Annotated in this window: 12 protein-coding genes; 2 read left to right on the forward strand and 10 right to left on the reverse strand. The window is 65.3% G+C overall.

Translation table 11 applies throughout. From position 1 onward, the window contains the following. Nucleotides 1–2 precede the first annotated feature (2 nt). The 4 genes from VGU03_RS07875 to VGU03_RS07890 all read right to left on the reverse strand — a co-directional run bounded on the left by VGU03_RS07875 (nucleotide 3) and on the right by VGU03_RS07890 (nucleotide 5,407). A complete protein-coding gene (locus VGU03_RS07875) occupies nucleotides 3–2,018 on the reverse strand; it encodes a hypothetical protein (RefSeq protein ID WP_327479990.1) in 2,016 nt (671 codons plus the stop codon). A 32-nt stretch (nucleotides 2,019–2,050) separates the two neighbouring features. Next, nucleotides 2,051–4,117 carry a tetratricopeptide repeat protein gene (locus VGU03_RS07880; RefSeq protein ID WP_327479840.1) on the reverse strand — a complete coding sequence of 689 codons (2,067 nt, stop codon included), beginning with the start codon at nucleotides 4,115–4,117 and terminating at the stop codon, nucleotides 2,051–2,053. Between the two features lie 65 nt (nucleotides 4,118–4,182). After that, complete coding sequence (locus VGU03_RS07885) at nucleotides 4,183–4,635, reverse strand: pilin (protein WP_327479841.1); 453 nt, start codon at nucleotides 4,633–4,635, stop codon at nucleotides 4,183–4,185. Nucleotides 4,636–4,963: 328 nt separating this feature from the next. Beyond that, a complete protein-coding gene (locus VGU03_RS07890) occupies nucleotides 4,964–5,407 on the reverse strand; it encodes a pilin (protein WP_327479842.1) in 444 nt (147 codons plus the stop codon). 178 nt (nucleotides 5,408–5,585) lie between these two features. Here VGU03_RS07890 and VGU03_RS07895 point away from each other — a divergent pair, with 178 nt between their 5' ends. Beyond that, the gene (locus VGU03_RS07895) at nucleotides 5,586–7,697 is read left to right on the forward strand and encodes a S9 family peptidase (protein ID WP_327479843.1); all 2,112 of its coding nucleotides are present in this window, start codon (nucleotides 5,586–5,588) and stop codon (nucleotides 7,695–7,697) included. Nucleotides 7,698–7,766: 69 nt separating this feature from the next. Here VGU03_RS07895 and VGU03_RS07900 read toward each other — a convergent pair whose 3' ends face one another. From VGU03_RS07900 to miaB, 6 genes are all read right to left on the reverse strand, one after another. Beyond that, entirely contained in the window at nucleotides 7,767–8,780 is a 1,014-nt protein-coding gene (locus tag VGU03_RS07900; RefSeq protein WP_327479844.1) for a magnesium and cobalt transport protein CorA, read from the reverse strand. An 89-nt stretch (nucleotides 8,781–8,869) separates the two neighbouring features. After that, nucleotides 8,870–10,084 (reverse strand): DUF4105 domain-containing protein, encoded by a 1,215-nt coding sequence (locus tag VGU03_RS07905; RefSeq protein ID WP_327479991.1) that lies wholly within the window; start codon nucleotides 10,082–10,084, stop codon nucleotides 8,870–8,872. A 123-nt stretch (nucleotides 10,085–10,207) separates the two neighbouring features. After that, entirely contained in the window at nucleotides 10,208–11,062 is an 855-nt protein-coding gene (locus tag VGU03_RS07910; protein WP_327479845.1) for an HlyC/CorC family transporter, read from the reverse strand. 131 nt (nucleotides 11,063–11,193) lie between these two features. Continuing rightward, a complete protein-coding gene (gene ybeY / locus VGU03_RS07915; RefSeq protein WP_327479992.1) occupies nucleotides 11,194–11,658 on the reverse strand; it encodes an rRNA maturation RNase YbeY in 465 nt (154 codons plus the stop codon). A 53-nt stretch (nucleotides 11,659–11,711) separates the two neighbouring features. Then, nucleotides 11,712–12,725, reverse strand: a complete 1,014-nt coding sequence (locus tag VGU03_RS07920; protein WP_327479846.1) for a PhoH family protein — start codon at nucleotides 12,723–12,725, stop codon at nucleotides 11,712–11,714. 154 nt (nucleotides 12,726–12,879) lie between these two features. After that, nucleotides 12,880–14,241, reverse strand: a complete 1,362-nt coding sequence (miaB, locus tag VGU03_RS07925) for a tRNA (N6-isopentenyl adenosine(37)-C2)-methylthiotransferase MiaB (RefSeq protein ID WP_327479847.1) — start codon at nucleotides 14,239–14,241, stop codon at nucleotides 12,880–12,882. Between the two features lie 239 nt (nucleotides 14,242–14,480). Between miaB and VGU03_RS07930 the strand changes: the two genes are divergently transcribed. Further along, nucleotides 14,481–15,524: a lytic transglycosylase domain-containing protein gene (locus VGU03_RS07930; RefSeq protein ID WP_327479848.1), complete on the forward strand. Its 1,044-nt coding sequence runs from the start codon at nucleotides 14,481–14,483 to the stop codon at nucleotides 15,522–15,524. Nucleotides 15,525–15,570: the final 46 nt, after the last annotated feature.

Genomic DNA, 15,570 nt, shown 5'->3' on the forward strand with positions numbered 1-15,570 from the left:
CGTTAACCGTCGGAACCGCCACGCGCGGAGTGGATATCCAACGTGTCTATGGCTTGGCGCAGGTCCTGCAGTTCCTTGTCCAGCTCGCCGCCGATGTTCATCTGCTCCAACTTCTGGTATGCGTGCAAGGCATCCTTGGTGCGCCCGAGGGCGACGAGCATGCGGATGTACGTGATCCGATATGCCGATTCAGCAGGCTGTGCAGCCATCGCCTCTTCACTGAGGTTCAAGCCAAGTTGGCGGTCCCCGAGGGCGTTCCAGGCATAGTCCCCATAGGTGGCTAGCAGGCGGGCGCTGGGGTTCGGATGGGAGAGCGCGGCGAGAAAGGCGTCGACCATGCGCTGCGGGGGCAAGTGGCAAAGCCCCTCAAGCGCACACTGAGTTAGCGCACTGAGCGAACTCTCGTCCTGCACGCCTGGCCGCCTAGCGCCGAGCTTGGCGATCATGCTGTCCCACCACGACTCCTTGAGCGGAAGCCCCATGCGGGAGTTCATGAAGATCAGCGCTTGTTGCGGCAGGATCGAGGAAGAAGGCATGGCCGCAGCTCGTTCGAGTGGTGCATAGGCCAATCGGGTGAACGGCGAGTCGCGTTCGTAGCGAGAGTAAATGATGTACATGCGCCCGAGTTCGTACTGGGCTCGCGGCGAGTCAGGCGCTCGGTCTGCCAGCTCTATCGCCAGACGCAGCGGATCGCCCCAGGCGTGAGCGGTCAGGCCTGTGTTTACCGCCCAGAACAGTATGAGCCCGCCGAGCGCCACATAGCGAGGCAAGGACATTGGCAGAGGGCGGTCGATTTCACTCGGCAAGGTGGGCATCACCGTCCCAGCGATTCCCGCGCGCGGTGCAGCCAAGAACGGTACGACTGCGAGCAGAAGACCAAAGCTCGCGAAATAGTTGCGATGTTCGTATATCAATTCCAGCGGGAGAATGGTGCCGGTAAGTAGGTGGCAGGCGAGGTAGAGCGCCAGCCCAAGCGCGAACAAGGGATGGCTGTGCCGGCTGCGCACGACTGCCCACGCCATCGCCGCCAGAGCGAGCAGGCTGGCGAGTGTGGTCCAGGGTTGGAGCAATCCGGTCGAGGCGTGGAAGTCATCGTGGTAGAACGAGAGCGCATTAGAGGTGGGTAGCAAGGTCCAGCCGATGTAGTCCGTCACGATGCGCGCTTCACTCAGCAGACGTTGCCCGAGCGTGTAATCCCGCGTCGAGAAGGCTCCTGGCGAAAGCACCTGCGGCACGATCCAAGCCAGGCCGGCAAGCATCGGCAAGATGAGTACGACGAAGAACAGCAACAGTACGCGCCAGTCGCGGGCGGAGGGAGATGCAGGGCGACGGAAGGCGAAGACGATCCATTCGATGAGGAACGCGTAAAGCGGCAGCATCACTGCGGTTTCTTTCGCCAGCAGGCCGAATGCGGTAGGCAGGGTGATGCTCAGGACGCAGCCGACAACCCCGCGACCGCCAGCAAGCATGCGTTGCCGGCTGGCGACGTAGCCGATCAAGCCAAGCAGGACGAAGGCGTTGGCCAGGCTTTCCATCCGTTGGACGATATAGAGCACGCCGGTCAGATTGATCGGCAGTACCAGCCACGCGGCGGCAATCAGCGCCGCCAGTACGCCGCTGCGGCCGTCGTAGAGATTGTGTGCGGCACGTCCTGAAGTCGCCGATGCCAGGGTGGCGCGTGTCCGCACGGCAAAAAGCAGGCGGCGTGTTAGCAGGAAGATCAGCAGCCCGTTGATCAGATGGATGAGCAGATTAGTCAGCTTCATCCAATATGGATCAAGTCCTGCTGCCAGATAGTTCGCGGCGAAGCTGAGTGATGCCAGTGGGCGCTTGAACTCGCTGGAAGGCGAGGACAAGGCAGCACGTACAAGGCTGGAGAGGTGGGCGTCGGGCGGTTGTACGGCGCGGTTGTCCACGATGTTGGGGTAGTCGTCGAACAGCCAGCCACCCGAAAGGCCCGGCCAGTAGACGATGGTGGCCAGCAGCAAGGCGAACCCGAGCAGGCCCCACGAGCGCATGCGCGCGCGGGCGTAGTCCTGGTTCAATGGCCTCATTCGCTCCTCACCTCTTTGCTGCGTGCATCTTCAAGCAGTGTAGCGCGCAGCCGGCTCAGCTCCCGATTCCAATAGCCTTGTCGGCGCAGAATCCAGGCATGGATGCGCGGCATGCCGAATGGAGGGTGATAGGCGTCACCTGACTTCGCGGCGGACGCTTGCATGGCGTCGTAATGCGACAGGTGCGCCAGCCCAAGCTCCGGGTAGCCGGCCGACCCAAGTATGGCAGCCTGCCGCATGGCGGCTTCTACTCGAATCTGCTGATCGAGCGCCTTGTCGAAGTACGTCAATGCCTCCCTTGCCCGCCCTCGGGTAAGCGCAAGACGTCCCTGAAGATAAGCCACATCCTGACGCCTCCCGGGGCTCGCCATCAGCCGTTGGTTTTTATCCGCCGCTTCTAATAGAAGTTCTATGTGAGAGAAATCGGCTTGCGGACAGGCCGGATGGGCGGCGCCGTCGATCGCGCGCTCGAACCAATGGGAGAGCAGCGTCCCGGGATCGGTGGTCAATCGCAGCGCCTGTTCCGTGGCGGCAAAGGTCGCCGGGGTTACACCGCCGATTTGGCACTCAGCGCCAAACAGGTTTATCGCCAACTGGATTTCGCCGGGGGAGCGGGAAAGCCCTCGGCGCAGTGAAGGTATGGCCAGATCCGGATGGCCGCTCGCAATGAGCGCTTGCGCCGCATTGGCTTGCGCGCGTGGGGAACTCGGGTTGATCCGAACCCAAAGCAGCGCTTGTTCACGCGTATTGCCCCACAGATCCGAACGGGCATGGGTCATCACGGCCAGAACTGCCATGAGCGATATGGCCAAGGCTGCTCGTGGTACGACCCGTGTCAGCAGGACGGGTTCCTGTCCTGCGCGTGCTTGTGGCACCGCGCAGATCCACAGGCTCAAAGGCCAGAACAGCAGCATCGCAGGCATGTAGTTCCGGTGCTCGAAATAGAGCTCAAGCGGCAGAACTGTGGACTCGACCAAATGCCCGCCGAAGAAGAACAGCAGCGCCAGGGATACTGCCGGCCGCCTGCGCCGCAGGCCGAAGCCGAGCGCCAACAAGGCGAGCACGAACGCAATCGCGTACAGGGTTGATGGTGGATCGACAAGCGAGTGCGAGGCAAGCAACTGGTCGTTGAATAGCCCGCTGGTATAGGGGGGCGGTATCCACAGCAAACGCAGGTAATCGGTGATTACCCGTGGCTCGGTGAGCATCCGCTGGCCTATGGTCCACGGCCGCCCGTGGGTCTCTCCGGCGAGGATGTCTGGCACGCCCTGGAACAGGAGCCAGCACACGATTGCCAGGGAGGGCAGCCAAAGGAAAAACACCCGAACCAGGCCGTAGCGGCTCGTGGAGCGCTGTGCGTCGTTGGCAAGGGTGTCTGGGTGCGTATACAAGGGCCCGAGCAGCACCCACTCGATGATCCACGCAAGCAGAGGCAACAGGACTCCGTTGGCCTTGCTGAGCGTCGCCAGTAGCGTGCCGCCACCGAGGCCGGCGATACACCACAGGGTTCCTGCAATGGAGCGGCCCTCCGCATACTGGGCGCGGCCATGCATCCACGTCAGGAGGCCAAGCAGCACGAAAGTCGCGGGCAGCATGGCTTCACGTTGGACGACGTACAGAGTTGTCGACACGAAAAGCGGATGCAACAGCCAGAGGCCGGTACCGAGCGCCGCCGCCACGTCGGCTCGTGTACAAACGCTGGGTGGCCTGTTGACTGTCAGTGCGCGCCCCAGCCGCAGCAGCAGTAGGAACAACAGCAGTCCGTTAAGCAGGTGCAGCACGAGGTTGGTGCGCTTGAAAAAGAATGGATCTGCAGGCCAGTCCTGGGCGTCGATCAAGAAACTTAGCAAGGCCAGCGGACGGCCTGTGGGGTCCGCTGTACCGGAAGTGATGTATCGCCAGAAACTGGCGGCGTTATCCACCGGCCCGGTAGCACCCAGTGTGGGCAGATTGGCGAAATCATCAAACAGGAAAGAGCCATGAAGGCCGGGCGCGTAGGCCGCTATGGCGATTACGGCAATTACGGCATAGAGCGCCGTCGAGAGAATGATTTGCCTGCGCATCGATAATTCCAAAAAAGAAGGGCCGCGTGAGCGGCCCTTCCGAACATACACGAGCTTACGGCTGATTAGCGGCAGGACGACGGCAGATACTTCGCGGCCATCTGGCTATTACCAGATTTGCAGACCCACGCGATGCTGCCCACGCTGGGCGACGGCGAAAGCAGGAGTTGTGCACCATTGATATGGTTATTGGCCTTGCTGCCAAAAGTTCCAGAACCACCGTACGCAACCGTAATCAAACCGTTAGCGACAGTAACGGAGCTCACATAGCTACCGCCGATGCTAGCGGCGGAGGCGAGACCCGCGGACTGGTTGCTGGTCGGCATATGACCGGCATTGGAGTAGAACTCCGCCACTGCGGTCTTGGAGCCGTCAGCCAAGCTCATGCCCTCAGACACCTGCGAACGGATGGTGTAGTCCTGGTAGGCCGGGATGGCGATGGCCGCCAGGATGGCGATGATCGCGACCACGATCATCAGCTCGATCAGGGTGAAGCCTTTCTGCAGATTCTTCTTCATGGTGGTTCCTCTGTACTGGTTAGCTAACCGTTTGATGCCCCCTGAGCCCCGGTCCCGGATCCCCCTAGGCGGAATCGGACCCCACATGCTGCGGTCAGGAACGACCAGGAAGCTCGCGGTGTTCGAAGCAGCTTGCGTGCCACGCTCGCTGCTTACTTATTGCCGCATAGCTTTAGGCCGGGTGATTGTGCACGTCGTCACGTATGTCTACAACCTGTGTGCTTATTGAGCTCGTCGCCTGCGGAAGCGTGATCAGGACGACATCCGGGCATGTGTCCCGCAGCGACGACTACTGACGAAATTTGTCAACAAGGCGCCTAGCAGGAGGTCACGTCCGGCAAGACGACGGCAGATATTTTGCCTTCAGCGTCGTCCCCGTGCCTCCGCACGTCCAGGTGATGCTCCCCACATGCGTCACCGGCGAGAGAACCAGCTGAGATGTACGAATGGAGTCGTTTGCCTTTGGGCCTGCGAACGCTACACGGATCTTGCCACCCGTAACGTCCACGCCCGAAACGTAGGTACCGGAGATCGACGTGGTATTGGCGAGCCCGGCAGACTGGTTGTTGGGCGGGAACCGGCCGGTGTTGGACACGAAATCCCACACGGCCGCCTTCGCTCCGGTAGACAGGCTCATGCCCTCCGTCACCTGCGCCCGGACGGTGTAGTCCTGGTAGGCCGGGATGGCGATGGCGGCCAGGATGGCGATGATCGCGACCACGATCATCAGTTCGATCAAGGTGAAGCCTCGTACGGCTTGCGTGCGGTGCATGGTGGATTCCCCTGGTAGACGCCGGAATAAGGCAGATTTCGTACCAAACTAGCCTGATCGCCTGTGATCCACAGCACGCGGCCGCGTGCTGGAGGCGGTTGCGGCACCAGGCGCTTCCTTGCGCCGCCACGCGCCTGCCCGTACCGTGACCCGCTGATCAACCATAGGGGATCGTCTCATGAAGCCGCTGTTCGCCGCGCTCGCACTCGGCCTGCTCGCCGCGCCCGCATTCGCCGCAGACCTGGAAACCCACGCGCCGCACCCGTTCAACGTGCGCGATCTGGTGATGATGGACCGGGTGAGTGACCCGCAGCTTTCGCCCGATGGTCGCTATGCGGCCTTTGGCGTGCGCAGCACGGACTACGCGGCGAACAAGGGCGTCAACGCGATCTACGTGCTCGACCTCAAGAAGGGTGGTGCGCCGGTCAAGGTGGCGGACAAGGGCGGTTCGGCGCGCTGGGCGCCCGATGGGCATCGCCTTTATTACGTAGCGGCCTCCGAGGGCGTATCCCAGCTGTGGCGACTGGATCTGGGAACGGGCGATGGTGGCCTGAATCTGGCCGGACACGGGGCGGCGGTGCAGGTCAGCCATGCGGCGCTGGATCTGGGCGGCTACAAGCTGTCGCCGGACGGCAAGAGCGTCCTGCTTTCCTATGAGGTGTACACCGATTGCGCCGACCTGGCCTGCACCAAGGAGCGCGTCGACGGCCGCGAAAAGAACAAGGCCACCGGCACCGTCTACGACAAGTTGTTCGTGCGTCACTGGGATACCTGGGCGAACGGCCGGCGCAACCAGCTTTTCATTGGCCGCTTCGACGACACGGGCATGCTGCCGGCCGAGCCCACGCTGCTCAGCCGAGGCATCGATGGCGACGTTCCCAGCAAGCCTTTCGGCGACGAGAGCGAGTTCGCCTTCTCGCCCGACGGGCAGACCGTCTATTTCGACGCGCGCATCGCCGGCACCAGCGAGCCGTGGTCGACCAACTTCGACGTCTACCGCGTGCCGGCCGACGGCTCCGCCGCGCCGCAGAACCTCACCGAGGCGAACAAGGCATGGGATGCCAACCCGGTGCCGTCGCCCGACGGCAAGACGCTTTACTACCTGGCGATGAAGGAGCCCGGTTTCGAAGCCGACCGTTTCGCCATCATGGCGATGGACCTGCACAGCGGCACCACCCGCGAGCTCGATCCGCAATGGGACCGTTCGGCCGGCGCGCTCACCATCAGTGCCGACGGCAAGACGCTCTACGCCACGGCCGACGATGAGGGCCAGCATCCGCTGTTCGCCATCGATGCAGCCAGCGGCAAGGTCAGCAAACTGGTCGGCGATGGGGCGGTCGGCGGCTATTCGCTGCAGAGTGGCCGCCTGCTGCTGGCGCGCGATGACCTCAAGCGTCCGGTCGACCTCTACCTTGCCGATGCCAACGGCCGCGGCCTCAAGCAGGTCACCCACTTCAACGCCGAGCGGCTGAAGAACGCCAGGATGGGCGACTTCGAGTTCTTCACCTTCAAGGGCTGGAACGACGAAACGGTGCAGGGCTACGTCGTCAAGCCGGTCGGTTACAAGCACGGCAAGAAGTATCCAGTCGCCTTCATCATCCACGGCGGCCCGCAGGGCGCGATGAGCAACGACTGGAGCTACCGCTGGAACCCGCAGACCTACGCGGGGAAGGGCTTCGCCGTAGTCACGGTGAACTTCCACGGCTCGACCGGCTACGGCCAGGCCTTCACCGATTCGATCTCGGGCGACTGGGGCGGCAAGCCGCTGGCGGACCTCAAGGCCGGCTGGAAGGCCGCGCTGGACAAGTACAGCTTCCTCGATGGCGACCGTGCCTGTGCGCTGGGCGCCAGCTACGGCGGCTACATGATTTACTGGATCGCCGGCGTGTGGAACCAGCCGTGGAAGTGCCTGGTCGACCACGACGGCGTGTTCGATGCGCGCATGATGTACTACGCCACCGAGGAGCTGTGGTTCGAGGAGAAGGAGAACGGCGGCACGCAGTTCGAACATCCCGAGAACTACGAGCGCTTCAACCCGATCGACCACGTCAAGGACTGGCGCGTGCCGATGCTGGTCGTCCACAGCGGTCAGGATTTCCGCATCCCGATCACCCAGGGCCTGGGCGCCTTCACCGCGCTGCAGCGCCGTGGCATTCCCAGCGAGTTCCTCACCTTCCCCGACGAGAACCACTGGGTGCTCAAGCCGCAGAACAGCGTGATGTGGCACGAGACGGTCAATGCCTGGCTCAAGCGCTGGACCTCCGGGGACGGGACCAAGCAGGCGCAGTGAACGCGCCTAAGCCATGCATGAAGAAACGGCGGCCCAGGCCGCCGTTTCCTTGTCACCGTCAACCGGGGCTCATAGCCACTTGGCCCGCTTCAGCAGGACGTAGATGCTGCCGACCACGCCGATCACGAGCGCGATCACCAGCGGATAGGCCCATGGCTTGTTGAGTTCGGGCATGTGCGTGAAGTTCATGCCGTACCAGCTGGTAAGCAGGGTCGGTGCGGCCAGCATCGCGGCGTATCCGGCCAGCCGCTTCATCACTTCGTTCTGGCCGAAGGTGACCAGCGAAAGGTTGACGTTGATCGCCGCGGCCAGCATCTCGCGCATCGCGCTGATCGATTCGTTCACGCGGAACACGTGGTCGTACACGTCGCGGAAATAGACGCGCAGCTCGTCGGGAATCAGCTGAGGGTGGTGCCGCACCAGCTGGCTGGTGATGTCCTGCAGTGGCGCAACTGCCAGGCGCAGGGTCATCAGGTCGCGTTGCATGTCGTAGAGCCGCCGCACGGTGCTGCGCTTGAAGGTCTCGGCGAAGATGTCCGCTTCCAGCTGGTGAAGCTCCTCGCGGAAGTCGCGCACGATCGGCAGCAGGTTGTCGACGATGAAGTCGAGCACTCCGTACAGGCCATAGCTCGGGCCGTTGCGCATCAGTCCGCGCGCCTGCTCGCAGGCGCGACGTGCCGGGGCGTACGACAGCGAGGCGCCATGGCGCACCGTCACCAGGTAGCGGGCGCCGAAGAAGATCTGGGTCTCGCCGAAGGCGAGGTTGCCGTCGACCAGCTGGGCGGTCTGCACCACCAGGAATAAAGAATCCCCATAGGCCTCCAGCTTGGTGCGCTGGTGCGCCTTGTGCGCGTCCTCCACCGCCAGGTCGTGCAGGTCGAACTCTTCCTGAAGCTTCAGCAGCAGCGCTTCGTCCGGCTCGTGCAAGCCCACCCAGACGAAGGTGCCCGGCTCCCGCAACACATCGCTGATGGCATCGAGGGTGATCTCACCGATACGGCTGCCGTCGCCGCGATAGGCAACGCAGTTGACGACCCTGCTGTCGGCGGCGGGATGGGGTGGCGAGGGCTGAATGGCTGTCATCGCGGCATAGTGCGCGGCGACCCCACGCCAGGCAATGGATGCCGGAAGGAACAGTGGGCGCCGGGGCGCATCGGCAGGGATGTAGCGCGTTATGGCTTGCGTGCGCCCGTGAATCGACGCAGCGACCACGCCATCGCGACCCACACCGGCATGGCGAACAGCAGCCATGGCTGGTTCTGTTGCACGGTGCCCGGGAGCAGGTGCAGCAGGACGGCTGCCAGCAGGGCCAGCAGCTGCATCGCCATGATGGCGTTGGCCAGGCGCGAAGTGGGCAGGCCGCGGCGCGCACGCCATGGCGATCGCAGCAGGGCGAGCGCGAGCGGGTTGAACAGCAGCAGGTTGGCGTTCGCCCAGGCGGCGTGGTGGGTGGTCAGCAGCCAGAGCACGAGCAGGCCGATGCCGGCCACCGCCGCCGAGACCAGATAGAGGCTGCCGAGCAGAGCGAAGCCGATGGGCCAGAAGCGGCGTGCCAGGAGTAACGCGGCGGCGAGCGCCAGACCTGCCCATGCCATGGGCAGGCGCAAATCCGGCGCCGTGGCGGGCGGCGTGTCGAGGCGGTTGGGGGCGAGCAGGTCGGTGGCGGTCACCAGTGGGCGCGTGCTCCCGTCATCGCCGACGCGCACTGCCGCCAGTTCGCGCTCGAGCACGCCCGGCAGGAAGCTTTCCTGCCAGGCGTTGAGTGGCCGGTCGGCATACGGACCGAGTCCGAGGTCGAGCAGCAGCATCAGCCATGGCTGGGCGCTCATCAGGCGGACGGTCTGCTGGCGGTAGGTCATGCCGCCGGGGCGTGCGGTGAGCCGGGCCTCGAGCACGCCGCCTAGCGCGCGGTCGAGCGCGTCGCGCACGCGGGTGGTGCAGTTGTCGACGTAGTAGTCGTAGTCGTAGCGGGCGTTTTCCGGGCGCAGGTTCCACAGCAGGAAGTCGCGCAGCGCGGCGGCCTGTGCGGGCGTGAGCGCCAGGCGCTGGCGGGTGACGGACCGGCCCGCCTGCACGTACCAGCTCTCGTCCAGCCCGGTGGGCTCCGCGTCCATCAGGTAGTGCATGCGGCCGCGCGCGAAATTGAGCAGGAAGCCGCGCTCGTCGAAGTCGAATACGCCGTAGTTGAAATTGAAAGCCTCGCCGCTGACTGTGTCGCGCAGTTCGATGGCGTCGTGGCCGAAGCGCTCCCAGTAGGTGTCGCCCGGGCCGTAGGTGATCAGCGAAACCTCGAGGTTCGCGCCGGGGGCGTTGGCAACGCCCGCGTGGGCGGGGCACAGCGCCGCCGCCAGCAGCAGGGCCAGGCAGACTTGCCAGAACCTTGTAATCACGCGGTTCGCTCTCCGCAGGTCCCGAGCAAGCCGGTGAGGGAGCGGGTCACCTCATGCCAGGGATGCGTCCAGCCGCCAGAAGACGGCCGGACGGGAGCAGCCGGGGCTGCCGGGAATGCCTCAGGCATCGGTAGCCTGCCGGTTCACGCGAAACTGCTGCACGCGCCTGTCGTCGGCCGCGGTGACAATGAACAGGAAGCCGCCGAACACCACCTCCTCGCCGACCTCCGGCAGGTGGCCGAATTCGGCCGTGGCCATGCCGCCGACCGTATCGAATTCCTCGTCGGAGAAGCTGGCGCCGGCCTGCTCGTTGAAGTCGGCGATCGGGGTGAGGGCGCTGACCAGCCAGTCGCCGCCGGGCAGCGCGTGCATCAGGCTGGGTTCGTCCTCGTCGTCATGCTCGTCGTCGATCTCGCCGACGATCTGTTCGAGCACGTCCTCGATGGTGATGAGACCGGCTACGCCGCCGTATTCGTCCACCACCAGCGCCATGTGGTTGCGCGAGCGCCGGAACTCGGCCAGCAGCACGTTCAGCCTCATGGATTCCGGGATCAACACCGCGGGACGCAGCAGCAGCCCGAGGTCGAATCCCTCGCCATCGCCGAAGTACTTGAGCAGGTCCTTGGCGAGCAGGATGCCGACGATCTCGTCCTTGTCTTCGCCGTGTACGGGAAAACGCGAGTGGCCGGACTCGACCACCTTGGCCAGGATCTCGTGCAGCGACGCATCGGCCGGGATCATCACGATCTGCGCGCGCGGCACCATCACGTCATCGACGCTCAGTTCGGTGACCTTGAGCGCGCCCTCCACCATGGTGAGGGTGTCGTTGGACAGCAGGCCATTGACCTGGGCGGCGCGCAATTCCTCGATCAGCTCGTCGCGGTTGCGCGGTTCGCCGGAAAACAGATGGCCCAGGCGATCCCACCAGGAGCGGTGGGGGGCCGGGCCGTTCGTACTGCCAGGGTCGTCGTTCATCAACTCGGGTGGGAGCGCCCGCAGACGGGCGGAAAGCCGGAGTCTAGCGGAAAAAGCGTGGTGATTCAGGGCACAAGGGCACGGGTGCCCGCTTTGGAACTCTCTTCACGGAGGAGGGAGGTCCTCGGCGCTCAGGCGTAGGGGTCGGCGATGCCCAGGCTGGCCAGGATCCGGGTTTCCAGCGTTTCCATGGCTTCGGCCTGGGCGTCTTCGACGTGGTCGTAGCCGAGCAGGTGCAAGGTGCCGTGGACGGTCAGATGAGCCCAATGGTCGCGCGGCGCCTTGTGCTGTTCGATCGCTTCGCGGGCGACCACCGGCGCGCAGATGGCCAGGTCGCCGATCAGCGGGACGTTCACACCGGGCGGCAGTTCTGCGGGGAAGGAGAGCACGTTGGTGGCGTAGTCCTTGCCGCGGTAGTCGCGGTTGAGCGCCTGGCCCTCCTGGGCGCCGACGATGCGGATACCGATCTCGGCCGGCTTGCGCCGCCGGGCGCCCCACAGCGCCGCCGCCACCCACTGGCGGAAGCTGGCCGGTGCAGGAATGCCCCCGCGGGGGACCGCATAGCTCACCGAAAGCAGGGGGGCAGGCGCCGCCACACCAGCCGGCGGCTTGGCGGCCTGACGGGGGTTGCGGGAGGCGGCCTTGGCGCTCACGCCGCGCCGCCCTTGGGGTTCCCGGCTCCCTGTTCCCCGCTCTCCGCCTGCTCGAACGCCTCGTAGGCGCGCACGATCTTGGCCACCAGCGGATGGCGCACCACGTCGCGCGAGGTGAAGAAGGTGAAGCTGATGCCGCTGACGCCGCGCAGCACTTCCACCGCGTGGCGCAGGCCGGAGCGCACGTGCCGCGGCAGGTCGACCTGGCTGACGTCGCCGGTGATCACCGCGACCGATCCGAAGCCGATGCGGGTGAGGAACATCTTCATCTGCTCGACGGTGGTGTTCTGCGCCTCGTCCAGGATCACGTAGGAGTCGTTTAGCGTGCGGCCGCGCATGTAGGCCAGCGGGGCGATCTCGATCACGTTGCGCTCGATCAGCTTGGCCACCTTCTCGAAGCCGAGCATTTCATAGAGCGCGTCGTACAGCGGGCGCAGGTACGGGTCCACCTTCTGCGAAAGGTCGCCGGGCAGGAAGCCGAGCTTCTCGCCGGCTTCCACCGCCGGGCGCACCAGCAGCAGGCGCTGCACGCGGTTGGCTTCCAGGGCCTCGACCGCGCTGGCGACGGCGAGGTAGGTCTTGCCGGTGCCGGCCGGGCCCACGCCGAAGTTGATGTCGTGGGTGGTGATGGCGTGCAGGTAGCGCGCCTGGTTGGGCCCGCGGCCCTTGATCACGCCGCGCTTGACCTTGATCACCACGTCCTGCGCGCCCTCGGCCGCTTCCTCGGTGATCGCGTCGATGCCCGATTCGGCCAGGTGCAGGTTGATCTGCGCGCCGGTCAGCGTTTCCTTTTCGGTGGCGGCGTAGAGCGCACGCAGCACCTTCTCGGCGGCGTGCGCCGGCGCCTCTTCGCCGATCACCTTGAACAGATTGCCGCGGTGGTCGATCTCCACGCCCAGCCGCAGTTCCACCTGCCGCAGGTGCTCGTCGAACGGGCCGCACAGGTTGGCGAGCCGGGGGTTGTCTTCCGGGTCGAGGGCGAAGTCGCGTTCGTTGAGGCCGTTGGTCATGGGAGGGGCGGGATGCTTGGGAGTGAATGCTTCTCCCTCTGGGAGAAGGTGCCGAGAGGCGGATGAGGGTTCGGGCGGAGCGCTTCGTCTGGAGCTTGCCGCGGATACCGGACCCTCTCCCCAGTGCTTCTCCCGGGGAGAGAGGGGCTTTGAATCAGGCGAGAACTGCGTCTTCGGCCAGGTGCACGCGCCCGCGCAGCGAGTTGCTCATGGCCTCGGTGATCTCGACGTCGACGAACTGGCCGATCAGCCGCGCGTTGCCGGGGAAGTTCACGAACCGCATGTTCTCGGTGCGGCCGGTGAGTTCGTCGGGATTCTTGCGGCTGGGCTTTTCCACCAGCACGCGCTGCACGGTGCCGACCATCGCCTCGTTGATCGCCCGCGCGTTGTCGTTGAGTCTGGCCTGCAGCCGCGACAGGCGGGCGTGCTTGACCTCGGCGGGCGTGTCGTCGGCCAGGTTGGCCGCCGGCGTGCCCGGGCGGGCGGAGAAGATGAAGGAAAAGCTCTGGTCGAAGCCGACGTCCTCGATCAGTTTCATGGTCTTCTCGAAGTCCTCGTCGGTTTCGCCAGGGAAGCCGACGATGAAATCGGAGCTCAGGCAGATGTTCGGCCGCACCGCGCGCAGCTTGCGGATCTTCTGCTTGAACTCCAGCGTGGTGTAGCCGCGCTTCATGGCCGCCAGGATGCGGTCGGAACCGGCCTGCACCGGCAGGTGCAGGAAATTGGCGAGCTTGCCGCAGCTGGCGTAGGCCTCGATCAGCGAGTCGGAGAACTCCAGCGGATGCGAAGTGGTGAAGCGGATGCGGCCGATCGTTTCGATCCGCGCGATGGCATGGATCAGCACGGCCAGATCCGCCGTGCCGCCGTCGTGCATCGGGCCCTGATAGGCATTGACGTTCTGGCCCAGCAGGGTGACCTCGCGCACGCCCTGTTCGGCCAGCTGCGCCACTTCGACCAGCACGTCGTCGAACGGACGGCTGATCTCGGTGCCGCGGGTGTAGGGCACTACGCAATAGCTGCAATATTTTGAGCAGCCTTCCATGATCGAGACGAAGGCGGTCGGTCCTTCGGCGCGTGGCTCGGGCAGCTTGTCGAACTTCTCGATCTCGGGGAAGGAGATGTCCACCTGCGGCTTGCCGGTCTCGCGCTTGGCTTCGATCAGCTCGGGCAGGCGATGCAGGGTCTGCGGTCCGAACACCAGGTCCACGTAGGGGGCGCGTTTGATGATCGCTTCGCCCTCCTGGCTGGCCACGCAGCCGCCCACGCCGATCAGCACCGGCTTGTCGCCCTGTTTGAACTCCTTCCAGCGGCCGAGTTGGCTGAACACCTTCTCCTGCGCTTTCTCGCGGATCGAGCAGGTGTTGATCAGGATGACGTCCGCCTCGGACTCGTCCTGGGTCAGTTCCATGCCATGGGACGCCTTGAGCACGTCGGCCATCTTGGCCGAGTCGTACTCGTTCATCTGGCAACCGTGGGTCTTGATGAAGAGTTTGGTGAGAGCTGGCTTGCCGCTCATGGGCCTGTATACCGTGTGCGTGGTGCGCCGGAGCGAGGGGCGCCGAACCGCGCAGTTTACGCCCGTGGTCGCGCAGCTGCCAGTTGCGGCGAGGCGGATCAAGTACTTGCGGGTGCGTGGCCCGGCGGCCGGGTGCGGCCGCTTGTGCCGCCCGGTCATGCTGGCGGCAAGTTTGCCCCTGCGCACGAAACCGCGAGGCGGCGCTTGGCTTGATTCCGCCGCGGGGGCAAACTCGCGGCATGCCTGCTGCCGAACGCCAAGGGGAGAGCGCCGGCGTGGCCTGCGCCGCTTTCCCGGTCCGCACGATCCTGTCCAGGATCGCGCTGGCCTGCGTGCTGTTGGCGGGCCTGGCCTGGTTGCCGACGGCGCACGCCCGATCGTTGTATCGATGTATGGGTGCCAGCGGCGAAGCGGTATTCAGCAGCACGACCGACGGCTACAGCGGTTGCCGCAAGGTGGCTTCTTACAGTGCGCCCGCGGCCAGGCCGGTGCGTCGTGCGACGGCGGCGGCCGTCTCGCTCGCGGGTGTGCATGGTTGGGTGCAGACCACGGCCCGGACGGTATCGCTGGCGCAGGTCGAGGGCGCCGTCGATACCACCGCGCGGATGGTCCCGGCCGGGCGGTGGAACTACCGCGACGGCGTGGCAGCGGACGCGACGGCCGCCGCGGCGGACCGCGTGCTCCGCGGCGCGGTCTACCGCGTCACCAGGCCGGATGGCTCGGTCGAGTACACCAACGTGAACCCGGGCGGCGGCCGCGGCAACGCGGTCACCATGCTGTTCACCTATATCGCCACGTGCGTGGCCTGCAACCTGCACTCGACGATCGACTGGAGTCGGGTGCGGTTGAACATCACCGCCTATGCCGATGCGATCCGCATGGCCAGCGTGGAATCGGGCGTGGACGAGGCCTTCCTGCGCGCGGTGATCCATGCCGAGAGCGCCTTCAATCCCAACGCGCTCTCGCTCAAGGGAGCGCAAGGGTTGATGCAGCTGATGCCCGGCACCGCCAGCGACATGGGTGTGCTCGACGCCTTCGACGCGGGCCAGAACATCCGGGGTGGCGCGCGTTACCTGGCCCAACTGTTGCGGATCTTCGGCGGCAACGAACAACTGGCCGCGGCGGCCTACAACGCCGGGCCCGGCGCGGTCCAGCGCTACAACGGCGTGCCGCCGTTCGCCGAGACGCAGGTCTACGTCAAGCGCGTGGGCGAGCTGCGGCGCCGCTACGGCGCCGCGGTGCACGGCGCGATGACCGCCATGCGGGGTGCCGGCGGTCCCTGAGGGGCGGGGGCGTTCTCCGGCCGATGAGCCAGACCGTGGGGCGTTC

This window comes from Frateuria sp., from assembly GCF_035944355.1.
In the GTDB taxonomy this organism is placed as follows: domain Bacteria; phylum Pseudomonadota; class Gammaproteobacteria; order Xanthomonadales; family Rhodanobacteraceae; genus Frateuria_A.

What these genes read in the sequence shown, in the direction of transcription:
- VGU03_RS07880 (WP_327479840.1), bottom strand. Translation starts at nt 4,117, where the DNA reads ATGCGCAGGCAAATCATTCTCTCGACGGCGCTCTATGCCGTAATTGCC.
- VGU03_RS07885 (WP_327479841.1), bottom strand. Translation starts at nt 4,635, where the DNA reads ATGAAGAAGAATCTGCAGAAAGGCTTCACCCTGATCGAGCTGATGATC.
- VGU03_RS07920 (WP_327479846.1), bottom strand. Translation starts at nt 12,725, where the DNA reads ATGACCAACGGCCTCAACGAACGCGACTTCGCCCTCGACCCGGAAGAC.
- VGU03_RS07910 (WP_327479845.1), bottom strand. Translation starts at nt 11,062, where the DNA reads ATGAACGACGACCCTGGCAGTACGAACGGCCCGGCCCCCCACCGCTCC.
- miaB (WP_327479847.1), bottom strand. Translation starts at nt 14,241, where the DNA reads ATGAGCGGCAAGCCAGCTCTCACCAAACTCTTCATCAAGACCCACGGT.
- VGU03_RS07900 (WP_327479844.1), bottom strand. Translation starts at nt 8,780, where the DNA reads ATGACAGCCATTCAGCCCTCGCCACCCCATCCCGCCGCCGACAGCAGG.
- VGU03_RS07890 (WP_327479842.1), bottom strand. Translation starts at nt 5,407, where the DNA reads ATGCACCGCACGCAAGCCGTACGAGGCTTCACCTTGATCGAACTGATG.
- VGU03_RS07930 (WP_327479848.1), top strand. Translation starts at nt 14,481, where the DNA reads ATGCCTGCTGCCGAACGCCAAGGGGAGAGCGCCGGCGTGGCCTGCGCC.
- VGU03_RS07875 (WP_327479990.1), bottom strand. Translation starts at nt 2,018, where the DNA reads ATGCGCTCGTGGGGCCTGCTCGGGTTCGCCTTGCTGCTGGCCACCATC.
- VGU03_RS07895 (WP_327479843.1), top strand. Translation starts at nt 5,586, where the DNA reads ATGAAGCCGCTGTTCGCCGCGCTCGCACTCGGCCTGCTCGCCGCGCCC.